This is a genomic window from Burkholderia sp. Bp8992, from assembly GCF_003853705.1.
GTDB lineage: Bacteria > Pseudomonadota > Gammaproteobacteria > Burkholderiales > Burkholderiaceae > Burkholderia.
The window spans coordinates 360,873-374,689 of record NZ_QTQI01000005.1 but is presented as its reverse complement, the minus strand read 5'-3'; the positions used below and the strand labels follow the sequence as shown (position 1 = coordinate 374,689).

Here is a 13,817-nt window from a genome sequence, read left to right as displayed (position 1 = left end):
CGCAACACGATGCCGGCGGTTGCGTGACAGAACACTTGGGCGGCTGTCGGTCGGATGCGACACGTTGCCCGACAATGCAACCGCCTCCGGCACGTCATGGGGTGTGCCCGCCCGGCTTCGGGATCACGTCCTCGTCACTGATCGGCACCGCTTCGGCGTCGCCCCCCGTAGACGGCCGCCCGGTTGCCGACGAAAAAACCCTCGTTGTCGTGTCCGCGCTCGATCGCCTTGTCGTGACTCGCCTTGTCGTAACCTTCTTCCGAGGCGAACACCAGTTTTCGCAGCTTGTCATAGTCGTCCCGATGGCCGCAGCCGAACGTCACTCGTTTGCACTGCCCGTTGTCGTGCAAGTCCATGTAATTGATCGGGCGACGCCTTTCGATATGTTCACTGCGCGCCAGTGTGCGCTCGCAGACACGCGCGGTGGTGCCGCCCTCTCCTTCATCGCGGCACGTCATGTCGGGCCTGTCGTAGAAATCGTGTGGTTTGACTGGCGACCGGACATCTCTCCTGATGCATGCAAATGCCAAGCTGGATACGCTTTGGACTGCTTTGTTATTTTCCGGTCGCCTATTACAAAACCGTTTTTTGATCATTACCGGCTTCAGGCATCGTGATGCCAGCCGTGTGCCGACTATTTGAATTCAGGGCGATCGTGAGCATGCACCGGTTACTGCAATCGAGCGCGAACGTTACCGCGCAGCGGCTTGCCGTTATCGCTGCGGATGTCGTCGACTGCGGTCGCGTCGTCGTTTTCGATCGACGGTCGGGGTTGTCACCCGACGTCACCGGACGTGCCGGTCGCGCCGGAGAAGGTATGGATATTGCGCGGTGGCCTGATCTTTCCAGGCCAAAACAGGAGAACCGATGAGTGATCCCACCGCAAATTCCCGGGCGGCCACAAAAGCCGTGCCGCCTCCACGAGATCCCCATCTTCGCGCGCTGGCGAACTGTATCCGCTTCCTTACAATGGACGCAGTGCAGAAAGCCAACAGTGGCCATCCGGGTGCGCCAATGGGGTTGGCTGACGTCGCGACGGTGCTGTTTAAGGAGTTCATGCAATTCGATGCATCGGCCCCCCACTGGATCGATCGAGACCGGCTGATACTTTCCAACGGACACGCGTCGATGCTGCTCTATAGCCTCCTCTATCTGACGGGCTATTCCGACATGACCCTGGACGAGCTCAAGCGATTCCGGCAAGTCGGCAGCAAGACGCCAGGTCATCCGGAGTACTCGCACGCCGATGGAATCGAACTGACGACCGGCCCCCTCGGCCAAGGCATCGCGGAATCCGTCGGAATGGCGTTGGCCGAGCGCATCATGAATGCGCACTTCGGTGACGATCTCGTCGATCACTACACGTACGTATTTCTCGGTGACGGTTGCCTGATGGAGGGCATCAGCCACGAGGCCATTTCCTTGGCCGGCCACCTCCGGTTGGGCAGACTGATTGCATTTTGGGACAACAATTCGATTTCTATCGACGGTGCCACCAGGCTCGCAGTCTCGGACAACGAGATCGAGCGCTTTCACTCGGCTGGATGGCGAGTCCTGGAGATCGACGGTCACGACACCGACGCGATACGGCGCGCTATCGAGACCGCGCGGACAACGGATGACAGACCGACCTTGATCGCATGCAGGACGATCATCGGGTTCGGCTTTCCGACGAAGGCCGGGACCGAGAAAGCACATAGCGATGCGCCGGGCGAGGATGAAATCGCCGGCGCACGACAGATCCTCGACTGGCATTCACCGGCGTTTGAAATTCCGGATGACCTGCTGAATGCATGGCGGGAGATCGGGGCGCGCGGCCGCGAGACGCGACTCGCCTGGGATGAGCGGGTCCGCCGGGCGCCGCAGGCACTGCGTACCGAATTCGAGCGGCGCAATGCGGGAAAGCTTCCGGATGACTGGAAGCAGGCCATTGCCGCGGCGCGGCAGGCCTTTCTTGCCAGTGGCAGTGAAATGGCTACCCGCAAGGCCAGCGGTGAAGTGCTTGATCGTCTCTTTGACGCGATTCCGGAATTGCTCGGCGGCTCGGCGGATCTTACGGTGTCCAACAATACGAAGACGAAGAATCAAATCGCGATCGAGCCTGGCCGGTTCAACGGTTCGTATCTCCATTATGGCGTCCGCGAGCATGGCATGGCAGCGGCAATGAACGGCATTGCACTTCATGGAGGCCTGATTCCGTACGGCGGCACCTTCCTTTGTTTTTCGGACTACTGCCGCCCGGCGATCCGGTTAAGCGCGATGATGCGCGTGCGATCCGTCTTTGTGATGACGCACGATTCGATCGGCCTCGGAGAAGACGGCCCGACTCATCAGCCCGTTGAACATCTCGCGGCACTTCGGGCTATTCCGCAGCTGGCCGTCTATCGGCCGGCCGATCCAATCGAAACGGCAGAGTGCTGGGAATTGATTCTCGAGCAGCCCCGCAGGGCTGCGCTCCTCGCATTGTCGCGACAGCCGGTGCCGCTCGTGCGCAACGAACCCGGCAACGAAAACAAGTCTGCGCGTGGCGCCTACATCTTGCGGGAGGCCGATGGCGGACCGCGCCGACTCACTCTGCTCGCGACAGGCTCGGAGGTTCACCTCGCTGTCCAGGCTCGCCACATCCTGCAAAACGAAGGTGTGCCGACGACCGTCGTATCGATGCCGTGCCGCCTGCTCTTCGAGGAGCAGCCACGCGATTATCAGGAGGCCGTGCTGGGCGCATCTCCTGCGAGAGTCGCGGTCGAGGCCGCGGTCGAACTGGGATGGGAGCGATACATCGGGCCGAAAGGTCGATTTGTCGGCATGCGCGGCTTCGGCGAATCGGGAAAAATCAAGGACGTCTACAAAAAATTCGACATCACGGTAGATGCGGTCGTTCGCGCTGCGCGGGACGTCCTGCAAGATAACGGCAAGCACTCATAGAACACGCGACAGCGCACCTGCTTCTGGCGGCATGCGGACAGCCGGCCTGAACGATCGGTAGATAGCGGGTTCCGCTGACGGCAGCGGGTCGATAGCCCACCGCGGCGAGATCAGTCGGTTGCCGTCGAACCCGCATGCGTTCCAGCACTCCAGGGGGGAGTGCTGCGAGCGCCGCAGTTATCTTCGCCACCGTTCCTCGCCCGTATCTTTCCGAATAGCGCGTCCTCAAACGCCTGGCTGAGTTCGGCCAGTTTCGCGCCGAGCCGAGCCAGTTCCCGATCGGGTGGTAACGGATGATCACCGGATATCGCGAGCGTTCCGTGCCCCACGTTCGCAGCCGTATCGACTCGCATCGAGCGGCCGGGATCCAGATCGCTCATCAATGCATCGATTCGCGTAACGATGGCTACGCGCGCATGCCGCTCGAATGCGACAACCGGCCCACCGCCGTCAACAGGCAGGCGTGTCGCCACGATTCGGCCATACAGCCAGCAGTATAGAAGCGCGTCCAACAACCGTCGGGCATCGCTGGATACACGGAGCATGCGCCACGCGGCCAGCGGCCTGATAGCCATGCGCAGGTCGTGAAAACGGCGATCGGCGACGCGCGTCTGCGCCGCCCCCGGCCGCGTGCCGTCGACGCGTTCGTGCACGAGTTCGCGCAGCGCAGCCAACAAGCTGTGCGAGCGCGTCGCGATGTGGCGCGACGCCGCCAGCGGCATCACCAGCAGCGCCGCCGCGAGCGAAACCGCGCAGCCGATCAACACCTCGCCGATACGCAGTTCCGCAAGCGCGCCGATCTCGAACCCCAGTTGCGCGTAGACGACGCCGATCAGCACCGTCAGAAAGAATACGCCGCGCCCATACGCGTGCAGGATGTGGTATGCCCAGGCAAACACACAAACGCCCATTACGATGACCACGAGTGCATTCGCATGAGAGGCGGCGCTCACGACAAGTACGCTCGCGAGCGCGCCGGCAAGCGTACCGGCGATGCGTTGCGCGCCGCGATAGATCGTGTCCGCACACGAATACGTGCCAAAGAACACGACGAACGTGCTCAGCACCGCCCACATCCATCGCTCGGACGACAGCGCCTCGCCGATCAACATGGCGGCGAACGCAGCCGCCGCGGCGCGGATCGCCGGCAACCATGCAAGCGTGCGCCAGCCGGCGCCCCACGGAACCGCACGCGTGCGCTCCGGCATCGTCGTCGTACGCGTGGCGGCCATGCGCGCCGCCACTACATCGGCGACAGTATCGAAGCGAGCGATCGCGAAGCGTAGTGCAGTGTCGGCAGCGGCGCTCCGATCGTGGTTCAGCACGCGCCGGGCCGCCGCCATCTCCAATGCGACGAGCGTGGTGTGCAACGCATGCGCGTCGCCATCAGCGATGCTCGACGTGTGATTCTCGAGTGCGATGGCGGCTTCGTTCAACGCCAGCAAATGCGCCATCGCATCCAATGCGCCAGCGTCCGACACGTCGCTTCGTGCGATGCATGCCGCTTGCAGTGATACCGAACGCGCGATGAGCCGGGGCGTGTGCGCCGCATGCGTCGGCAACAGCATCCGGCAGACCAGCACGACGCTCGCCGGCCCTGCGATCGACATCGCCAGCATGCGGTCGACCTGTAGCGCGGTCGGATGCAGATAAAGACCGAGGTAGTACAGGGCGATCGCCAGGAACGCACATCCGATCGTGCGCGGCCCCCGGGTTTGGCACAGCATCGAACAGAAAAGGACGATCACGAAACCCGCCTTGCCGACGGCAGGCCACGCGCTCACGACTGCGGCTCCCGCAAAGCTTGCGCATGCGACGCCGTACTGCCATGCAAGCGATTCATACCAATCCGGCCGGTGAGCATCGCGCAGGAACAGTGGTGCGATCATGGCGAAAAGTATTCCGACGGCGCCGGTGGTGATCGCAAAACCGAGATGGAGCGCCGATGCGATGCCGAGCGCGCCGGCAAGCAAGCTCGCCAGCGCGGCGCGCGCACCGCCCAGCAGCCGATGGAGACCGGGGTCGACAATGAACAGGCGGTCAACAGCGCGTGACAACGAAACAGCTGACATGATCGAAGAATTCCAAGAGGCAGCGCAGCTGCTTCGCGGCCGGCATGCCGGCCGCGGCTTCCATGACGGCCATCGCGAGTCGTGATGGCCGCCGAGCCGAACTCAAAACACGCGGTCCACCCAGCCGTGATGATCGGCTGCACGCCCATTCTGGATATCGAGCAGCGCCGCCTTCAGGCGCGACGTGACCGGCCCCGCGCCACCTTCGCCGATCGTGAAGTCGTACGCACGGCCCTTCACGCGGCCGATCGCCGTCACGGCCGCCGCCGTGCCGCACGCGAACGCCTCGACCAGCCGACCGCTGCGCGCGTCCGCCTGCCACTGCTCGATCGTGTAGCCCTCCTCCCGCACCGTGTAATTCAGATCGCGGGCCAGCGTGATCAACGACGCGCGCGTGATGCCCGGCAGAATCGTCCCGTTCAGCGGCGGCGTCTGGATCGACCCGTCGTCGAACACGAAGAACACGTTCATTCCCCCCAGTTCCTCGATCCAGCGGCGTTCGACCGCATCGAGAAACACCACCTGCTCGCAGCCTTCGCGGATCGCCTCCGCCTGCGCAGCCAGGCTCGCCGCATAGTTGCCGCCGCATTTCGCGTCGCCCGTGCCGCCCGGCGCCGCCCGCGTGTACTGCTCCGATACCCACAGCGTCACCCCCGCCGACGCGCCGCTTTTGAAGTACGCGCCGACCGGCGTCGCGATCACGCAGTACAGGTATTCCGGCGACGGCTTCACGCCGAGCACCGCCTCCGTCGCGATCATGAACGGACGCAAATACAGCGCCGCGCCGTCGAACGCCGGAATCCAGTCGCGATCGGCCCGGACCAGCGCACGTACCGATTCGACGAACATCGCCTCCGGCAACGGCGCCATCGAGAGTCGCTCGGCCGAATGGCGAAAACGCCGCGCATTTGCATCGGGACGGAATAGCGCCGCGCCGCCGTCCGGCAACCGGTAGGCTTTCAAGCCCTCGAAAATTTCCTGCGCGTAATGCAGCACGAGCGTCGCCGGATCGAACCGGAACGCTTCGCGCGGCCCGATTTTGGCGTGATGCCACCCTTGTTCCGCCGAGTACCGGATCGTCACCATGTGATCCGTGAAGACACGGCCGAAACCGGGATTGTCGAGCAGCGCGACACGCTCGTCCGCCGCGACGGGGTGAGGATTTTGTTCGAATTCGAAGTGCTGGACGGAATCGGTGCTCATCTCTTGCCCCTTGATCGGCAGCGGGACCGCCCCGGCTGCTACGGGCAAAAATTTATCGTAGAAAAAATAGTTTCAGGTTGTGTGTTCGACTTAATATGGGCACGATTTGGCAATTCCATGCTTCAAAAATCGAACATTCAGGCACTGCGTGCCTCGACCGAATAGGTAGGATCAATGGCCGTGATCGAGCTGGACGAAATGGACCGTCGCATTCTGAGAGTGCTCCAGGAAGATGGGCGAATCCAGAACGTGGAACTGGCGCAGAAGGTGGGCTTGTCGCCGTCACCGTGCCTGCGTCGAGTCAAGCAGCTGGAACAGGCTGGTGTCATCGAGCGCTACGCGGCGCTGCTCGACGCATCGAAGATCGGTGCGGGGTTGACCGTCTTCGTCCGCATCTGGCTGACGAGCCAGGACGCGACAACCGTCGACCGTTTCACGGAGGCGGTTCAACGTCTTCCGCAGGTTCTCGAGTGCCACTTGATGGCGGGCGATTGCGATTGCCTGCTGCGTGTCGTGACCACCGACATCGACGCCTATCGGAAACTCCAGATCGACCACTTGACCCGGATCGAAGGCGTGCAGAGCGTGAAGACCGAGATTCCAATGCAGAAGATCAAGCAGACTTCCGTGCTTCCGCTTTGATCGCGCACGCCGCTGCGGCGTCCGGCAGAAAAAGGCCGTGCCCCGGTTCCTTTGCGACCCGCAAGGCACTGAGCCGGGGCAACTATGCCGCGAAACCCTTGAATGGCGGAAGGCAGCAGACTGCAACCAGCGCTCGCGGAGACCCGCCAGGTAAGACTCCCGCAGTCGCAGATAGCCTCCTACCCACAATCCTACCCATATTCGGCTCAGCTGCAATCCCATATCGGCCGCAATGCCCCGATGGCAAAGGAACGCCGAGCAGTTTCGCGCCCAAATGCCCCCCAAAGTTGCCCTCACGGGCTTGATTACGTGCGGGGCGCTCCCTACAAGCCGTCACGATGCAGGCGTGCGATGCGATCCGACGAGTGGACCGGCCAGCCTTTCGTAGACATCTTCGAGCCATAATTTATGGCAACCGAGGAGGTCAGCATGAGCGGCAAGCGGTACACGGATGAGTTCAAGATCGAGGCAGTCAAACAGGTAACCGAACGAGGTCATTCGGTGACAGAGGTGGCCCAGCGTTTGGGCATCACGACCCACCGCCTTTACGCATGGAAACTGAAGTTCGGCAGGCCCGACGTCGTGCGGCACGCGGAGCTGGATCAGAGCGCCGAGGTTCGGCGACTGAAGGCCGAGCTCAAGCGCATGGCAGTCATTCCTGAAGGCGCACCATATGGTGCCAAGCATGAGTCGGCGCGGTAATTGCCACGACAATGCCGTGGCCGAGAGCTTCTTCAGCGCCCTAAAAAAGGAGCGAATCAAGCGGCGCATCTATCCGAGTCGGGCGACTGCGACCTCGGACCTGTTCGATTACATCGAAATGTTTTATAACCCGGTTCGTCGGCATGGTTCCGCCGGCGATCTTTCACCGGTTGAGTTTGAGCGGCGCTACGCGCTAAACGGCTCGTGAGTGTTTATGAAACTCTGGCCGGTCCACGCTACGTTGCAACCAACCTGCAGATGAAACGTGATGCGCTGGAAACGTTCTGGCAGCATGCAGGGATTCAGTCCGCCAAAACGACGTCTTGGAAGCCCACACCGAATCTTCTGGCGTTTCTTAACTCTCTCTGACTCCCGAGATTTATGTCGTGATCAGTGAAGCGTGACGGCTGATCGCGCAACAGCGACGCCATCGGACTCGGCATAAAACGCAACTCGGGATAATGTGCCTTATGCCGAGCTCAGCATAAGGCACGCGCGCGGAGAAAATACTACGAGGTCCACGCTAGCACGCCGTCGGACGAGACCAAGAGGCCGCTCGAAATGATCGGCGAGCCCTACAGCATCGAAGCCGACATCCGTGGCAAGCCGACCGATGAACAACAGCACATGCGGCAGAGAAAAGCAAGCCGCCGCCGGGAGGCCAGCGAAGCAAGAATCCGGGGGAAAGCTCGCAACGCTGTCGCACAAATCGGAACTGCCCGGCGCGATCCAGTGCTCGCTGAATCACCGGAACGCTCTGACGTTGTTCTGCGAGCCGGGCGAGCCGAGATCAGCAACTCGCTGGCCGAGAACGCTCTGCGCTGCGTGAGCCTTGGGAGGAAAAACTTCCTGTTCGTCGGCTCCGACAGCGGATGCGAGCGGGCTGCCGCGATGTACGGCCTGCTTGGGACGTGCAAGCTCAACGGCGTAAACCCGCGCGCCTATCTGGAATACGTCCTGACCTACATTGCTGATCGCGTCGCCACTCGCGTTGACGAACTGTTACCCTGGAGCATGGCTGACAAACTGACGCCAGCCACTCCGCCCAAGGCGACCATCTGACGCGTAAATCAAGACCTGATCTCTCAGCCAGCTTGAGATCAGGTCTGAGATTGCTACTTCATCAAAGGCCGTGATCGACCCGAAGCGGATAGTTGCCGAAAATTCTCAAACGGCCACCTTAGCTCCGGATTGTGTCACCGCGAGGAAAAGCGAACCGTCCAATCAATGTGGATAGCGATATCGAACGCTGCATCCGGCGAGAACATCGACTCGACCACGAATACGTAGAACCGATGCGCCCGTTCGCCCAGAATCGATGCTACAGACCGCCGCGCTTAAGCCGGGTCCCGTGCGGATGCGGATTCGCGTCGCCGGAATCTTCGGGCAGCAGGTTGCCATCGTCGAGCTTCGCATCGGCACGCGCTGTTGCCGGATAACGTTCCGGGTAAAGGTGGCGCTGGGCGACCGTCTCGTCGAACGTACCAGACCATTTCGCAACGACGACCGTGGCCAGGCTGTTGCCGATCGTATTGCACGTGGCGATCGCCATCGACATGAACCGGTAGACGCCAAAAATCAGCGCGAGCCCTTCCACCGGCAGCAGCCCCGTCGATGTCACCGTCGCCGCGAACACAACGAACGATCCGCCCGATACCGTCGCGGCACCTTTCGACGTCAACAGCATCAGCAGCAGGATCCCCATCTGATGCTCGAACGTGAGCGGCACGTTGTACGCGTGCGCGATGAACATCACGCCCATCGCCATGAAGATAGACGTCCCGTCGAGATTGAACGCATAGCCGGTCGGCAGCACGAGACCGACCGTCTGCTTTGCGCAGCCAAGTCGCTCGAGTTTGATCAGCAGGCGCGGCAACGCGCTTTCCGACGACGCGGTGCCGAGCACGATCAGGATCTCGTCCTTGATGTAGCGCATGAAGCGCCACATGCTGAAGCCGGCCAGCTTCGCGACGACGCCCATCACGACGACGATGAACAGCACCACGACCGCGTAGAAGCTGAGCACGAGTTGCGCGAGCGCGACCAGCACGGCTGTCCCGTTGCTGCCAACCGCGAACGCGATCGCGCCGAAGGTGCCGAGCGGGGCAAGCTTCATCACGAGATTGATGAACGAGAACAGGACCTCCGAAATCTGGTCGAGCCCGTCGTTGATTCGCGTGCGGCGCCCTTCGGGAATCGCAAGAATGCCGATGCCGACCATCACCGCGAGCACGACCACCTGCAGCAGTTCGCCCTTCGCGAACGCGCCGATGAAGTTGTCCGGCACGAGATGCATCACGAATTCGGTAAATCCTTGCGGCGCCGCCTTTGCCGCGGCGACCGGTACCTTGCCGACCGCCACGGACGTCATACCCTGCCCGGTCTGCAGCAGGTTGCCGGCGAACAGGCCGAACGCCAGCGCGATCGTCGACACGACTTCAAAGTAGACGATCGCACGCCAGCCGACCCGCCCCGCGCTCTTCACGTCGCCGGCGGAAGCAATGCCATGCACGATCGTCAGGAACACGAGCGGCGCGACGCCGGCCTTGATCAGCGCGAGAAAAACGTCGCCGAGAATCTTCATCTGCGTGCCGAATTTAGGAAACAGCAGCCCGGCAACGATGCCGAGCACCAGCGACGCGAGCACCTGCATGCCGAGCTTGCGATGCCACGGGCGCTTCGGCGCCGGCGCGACCGGTTCGTCGCGCGAGGTCTGTGCGTGATTCATGATGGTGTCTCCTCCCCGACGTCCGCTCAGATTTCGCGGGACAGTGCGATCGCCCGATCGACCATCTGCGGCGCGAGGCCCAGGTAGTTGACCGGATCCGTCATGCGTTCGATCGCGTCGCGATCGAAGTGCCGCGTCACCTCGGGCAGTGCAGCCAGCGCTTCGGCGAGCGTGCCGCCCTTCTCGTTGACCGTGCGGCATGCGTCATACACGATGTCGTGCGCCTGCTGGCGCCCGGTAAACGGCGCCATCTGCATCATCGCGGCTTCGGCGACGATCAGCCCCTTGCTGATGCCGAGGTTCTGCTTCATCCGCGCCGCATCGACAATCAGCCCGCCGAGCGCAAACTTCGCCTGATGCAGCGCGCCGGATGTCAGGATGAAGCTCTCGGGAATCGCGATCCATTCCGCATGCCACGGACCCGTCGCACGCTCGAAATCCTGGATCATCGCGTCGACCATCAGGCCCGCGTGCTGCCGCACAGCTTTCGCCGCCGCCAGCATCAGCTCGCTCGAGATCGGATTGCGCTTTTGCGGCATCGTGCTGCTTGCGCCGCGCCCCTTGACGAACGGTTCGTACACTTCCGCGAACTCGTTCGACGCCATGATCATGATGTCGAGCGCGATCTTGCCGAGCGAGCCCGTGACCAGCGCAAGCAGGTTCACTGCTTCGGCGAAGCCATCGCGCGCGACGTGCCACGTCGTCGCGGGCACACCGAGCTTCAGTTCTTCCGCAAGCGCCTTCTGGACTTCGAAACCCTTGTCGCCGAGCGACGCCAGCGTGCCGGCCGCGCCCGCGAACTCGACGACCGCGACGCGTGCGCGCAGCTCCGCGAGCCGCTGCTGATGCCGGTCGAACATCGCGAGCCAGATTGCGGCCTTGTAGCCGAACGTGACCGGCAGCGCCTGCTGAAGATGGGTGCGGCCTGCCATCGCGGTGTCGCGGTGCGTGCGCGCGAGGTCGGCGAGAATGCCGCGCAATTCGCGGATATCGGCGTCGATCGAGTCCAGCGCATCGCGTACTTGCAGGGCCACCGCGGTGTCCATTATGTCCTGCGTCGTGGCACCCCAATGCACGTAGCGGCCCGCGTCGCCGCACATCGCGACAAGCTGGTGCACAAGCGGCAGGATCGGATAGCCGACGATGTCCGTCTCCTCGCGCATGTGATCGAAATCGATGCGCTCGATGCTCGCTTCCCGTGCAATCACGTCGGCCGCTTCGGCCGGAATCACGCCGACGCGCGCCTCGGCCTTCGCGAGCGCGACTTCGACGTCGATGTAGCGCTGCACGAGTGAATGATCGGAAAACAGCGCACGCATCTTCGCGGTGCCGAAGGCATCTCGAAACAGAATCGAATCGACGACGGTGCTGGAGACAGGGATGGTGCGGCTTGGCATGGCGACCTCGGGAAACGGAAACGGGGAATGACATCGGACCTTCAAAATCGAGCGCCTCGATATGTCCGGACATATGGAAGATTATTATGTCCGGACATATCGATCCAGCGATGTTTACCCTTAAACTGTCAGCGACGACTGACATGCAGAGAAAATGAACAGACCCCATTTCGCCGAGATCGCGCGCGACCTGACCGAAGGCATCGCGTCGGGCCGCTTTCCCGTCGGCTCGTACTTGCCGACCGAGCTCGAATTGCGCGATCTGTACAAGACGAGCCGGCACACGATTCGCGCGGCGCTGCACGAGCTGCAGCAACTCGGCTTCGTGTCGCGCCGCAAGAACGCGGGGACGCGTGTCGAATCGATGCAACCGAAAAACGACTTCCGGCCGTCTCTTGCTTCGATCGAGGATCTCGTCCAGTTCGGTTCCGAGAATCTGCGCGTGGTGCAGACGGTCGAGGAGCTTGTCGCTGACGGCAAGCTCGCGAAGGTCCTGAAGAGCGACGAAGGTGCGCGCTGGCTGCGCATTTCGAGCCTGCGTGTCGAACGCGATACTTCGCGTCCGCCGATTGGCTGGACGGACGTTTATATTGATCCGAGCTATGCGGAAATCGTGGAGACGATCCGCAACGAGCCGGACACGCTGATCAGTTCATTGATCGAGGCCCGTTACGGACGATGCGTTGCCGAGATCGAGCAAAACGTACAGGCGGTGAACGTCTCGCCGGAGACGGCTGCGAGACTGCAGATCCCGGCGGGAACAGCCGCGCTTGAAATCGTGCGGCGCTATATCGATTCGATGGGCGTTGCGTTCGAAATATCGATCAGCATTCACCCGGCAGAACGATTCTCCGTTTCCATGAGGCTGAAACGGTCAGAGAGTTGAACTGGCGGGCGGATGAAAGTGCCGTCCACGGTGACACGCCGAAGCAGAAGGTAGATCTACTCGGTATCTGCTTTGCCCGTGACATCCCTGCCGCCTTCAATGCTGAACGATGGCCAGGCCCAAGCCGCTGCGCGAGGTGCCGCCGCGAGCGGGATCGAGCCGGACAAACGGATGCAGCACGCGGTCGAGATCGGGCTCGGATACGCCGGGCCCGTGGTCTCGCACCACGAGTTCGTAGTGCTCGCCATGCGCTCGCGTGGTGATTTCCACGGGCGGCTCACCTAACGCGGAATCCCACTGGATAAACGTCGATGATGGGCCAAATACAGCCAAACGCTAGGCACTCAATCGGGTTTGCCGTCTGCCACGTATTCGAGCAAATCCCCCGGCTGACAAGAAAGGGCCTCGCAAAGTGCTTCCATGGTAGAAAAGCGGATTGCGCGAGCCTTGCCCGTCTTAAGCACGGACAGGTTCGGAAGGCTTATCTCGACAATCTCAGAAAGCTCGGTCAAGCTCATCTTACGTCGCGCCAGCATGACATCAAGGTTGACAATTATGGCCATATTCAAATTGTCAGGTTGGCTTCTTCGTCCAAGGTTGCGCCTCTTTTCAACACCTCTGCGCTACCAAGTGCCAAGCCCGCAAGTACTAGTTTGTCAGGCGGTATCACGAGAGCTAAAAACAAAAAGACTGAGACCTCGAACTGTACTCTTGGATCCAGTAGTGCCAAAGACAGGTACGCCACAGGGAAGGTCAGTAGGTCAAGTGCCGAAAATATGAGCAATAAACGCCCAACTCGCCGGAGCGCACTGGCGTTCCGAAGCGACAACAACTTGTTGTTCTGCCCAGCGTTGCCGAAGATCAGTCGCAGTGCCTTATAAACCACGATGATGACAGCCAGTTTGGCCAGGCATGAGCCGATCAGGATTGCCAACGTCAACGCAGGAAAGTGGAGGTACGGGATCCCTGGGCCGCCGCCAATCTTCCATGTCGAATTGGCAAGGCCGAGCGCTGCCTGTACAGGCTGAAAAGTTATCGAGTACGCCGCCCATGCGCTGAACATCCACGTGATCTGCCTGAGATTTGAGTGGTACCAGACGCCCCTCTCTGTCGTCCGACCTTTCATTTTGCCTTCCACCTGCCCGCCTCCTTGAAAGACGCAATCATCACATGGAACCCTTTCCCGTAACCATCTGTCACACAATTTTCTCTTGAAATTTAATGATAAGCGATATCATATTATCGTTTATCATTAACTCGAG

General features: G+C 61.5%; 12 protein-coding genes and 3 pseudogenes. 7 read left to right on the top strand and 8 right to left on the bottom strand.

Features of this window, described 5'->3' with window-relative positions:
* Positions 1–134: 134 nt before the first annotated feature.
* Positions 135–458, bottom strand: a complete 324-nt coding sequence (locus tag DIE03_RS10870) for a hypothetical protein (protein ID WP_124450087.1) — start codon at positions 456–458, stop codon at positions 135–137.
* Positions 459–867: 409 nt separating this feature from the next.
* Here DIE03_RS10870 and tkt point away from each other — a divergent pair, with 409 nt between their 5' ends.
* Positions 868–2,925: a transketolase gene (tkt, locus tag DIE03_RS10865; RefSeq protein ID WP_124450085.1), complete on the top strand. Its 2,058-nt coding sequence runs from the start codon at positions 868–870 to the stop codon at positions 2,923–2,925.
* Positions 2,926–3,035: 110 nt separating this feature from the next.
* Here the strand turns inward: tkt and DIE03_RS10860 are convergent, their stop codons facing one another.
* Positions 3,036–4,997 (bottom strand): FUSC family protein, encoded by a 1,962-nt coding sequence (locus tag DIE03_RS10860; RefSeq protein ID WP_260434855.1) that lies wholly within the window; start codon positions 4,995–4,997, stop codon positions 3,036–3,038.
* A gap of 102 nt (positions 4,998–5,099) precedes the next feature.
* On the bottom strand, positions 5,100–6,200 hold the full coding sequence (locus DIE03_RS10855; RefSeq protein ID WP_124450083.1) for a branched-chain amino acid aminotransferase: 1,101 nt from the start codon (positions 6,198–6,200) through the stop codon (positions 5,100–5,102).
* 183 nt (positions 6,201–6,383) lie between these two features.
* Between DIE03_RS10855 and DIE03_RS10850 the strand changes: the two genes are divergently transcribed.
* From DIE03_RS10850 to DIE03_RS38700, 5 genes and pseudogenes are all read left to right on the top strand, one after another.
* Positions 6,384–6,842, top strand: coding sequence for an Lrp/AsnC family transcriptional regulator (locus tag DIE03_RS10850; protein WP_221623684.1), 459 nt, complete (start codon positions 6,384–6,386; stop codon positions 6,840–6,842).
* 408 nt (positions 6,843–7,250) lie between these two features.
* Entirely contained in the window at positions 7,251–7,544 is a 294-nt protein-coding gene (locus DIE03_RS38225) for a transposase (RefSeq protein WP_311767301.1), read from the top strand.
* Positions 7,477–7,752: pseudogene (locus DIE03_RS38220) on the top strand (IS3 family transposase); the annotation flags it as partial. The gene DIE03_RS38225 and the pseudogene DIE03_RS38220, both read left to right, overlap by 68 nt.
* Positions 7,753–8,045: 293 nt before the next feature.
* Positions 8,046–8,411: pseudogene (locus DIE03_RS38705) on the top strand (transposase); the annotation flags it as partial.
* 24 nt (positions 8,412–8,435) lie between these two features.
* Positions 8,436–8,606, top strand: a complete 171-nt coding sequence (locus DIE03_RS38700) for a transposase domain-containing protein (protein ID WP_260434863.1) — start codon at positions 8,436–8,438, stop codon at positions 8,604–8,606.
* Positions 8,607–8,865: 259 nt separating this feature from the next.
* Here DIE03_RS38700 and DIE03_RS10830 read toward each other — a convergent pair whose 3' ends face one another.
* Positions 8,866–10,272, bottom strand: a complete 1,407-nt coding sequence (locus DIE03_RS10830; protein WP_124450079.1) for a cation:dicarboxylate symporter family transporter — start codon at positions 10,270–10,272, stop codon at positions 8,866–8,868.
* 26 nt (positions 10,273–10,298) lie between these two features.
* Positions 10,299–11,669 carry an adenylosuccinate lyase family protein gene (locus tag DIE03_RS10825; RefSeq protein WP_124450077.1) on the bottom strand — a complete coding sequence of 457 codons (1,371 nt, stop codon included), beginning with the start codon at positions 11,667–11,669 and terminating at the stop codon, positions 10,299–10,301.
* Between the two features lie 154 nt (positions 11,670–11,823).
* On the opposite strand from DIE03_RS10825, the gene DIE03_RS10820 reads away from it, so the two are divergent.
* A complete protein-coding gene (locus tag DIE03_RS10820; RefSeq protein WP_124450075.1) occupies positions 11,824–12,555 on the top strand; it encodes a GntR family transcriptional regulator in 732 nt (243 codons plus the stop codon).
* 105 nt (positions 12,556–12,660) lie between these two features.
* Here DIE03_RS10820 and DIE03_RS10815 read toward each other — a convergent pair.
* From DIE03_RS10815 to DIE03_RS10805, 3 genes and pseudogenes are all read right to left on the bottom strand, one after another.
* A pseudogene (locus DIE03_RS10815) lies at positions 12,661–12,837 on the bottom strand (ATP-binding protein); the annotation flags it as partial.
* A gap of 62 nt (positions 12,838–12,899) precedes the next feature.
* A complete protein-coding gene (locus tag DIE03_RS10810; protein WP_124450073.1) occupies positions 12,900–13,118 on the bottom strand; it encodes a helix-turn-helix transcriptional regulator in 219 nt (72 codons plus the stop codon).
* A gap of 2 nt (positions 13,119–13,120) precedes the next feature.
* Positions 13,121–13,693, bottom strand: a complete 573-nt coding sequence (locus DIE03_RS10805; protein WP_124450071.1) for a DUF2975 domain-containing protein — start codon at positions 13,691–13,693, stop codon at positions 13,121–13,123.
* Positions 13,694–13,817: the final 124 nt, after the last annotated feature.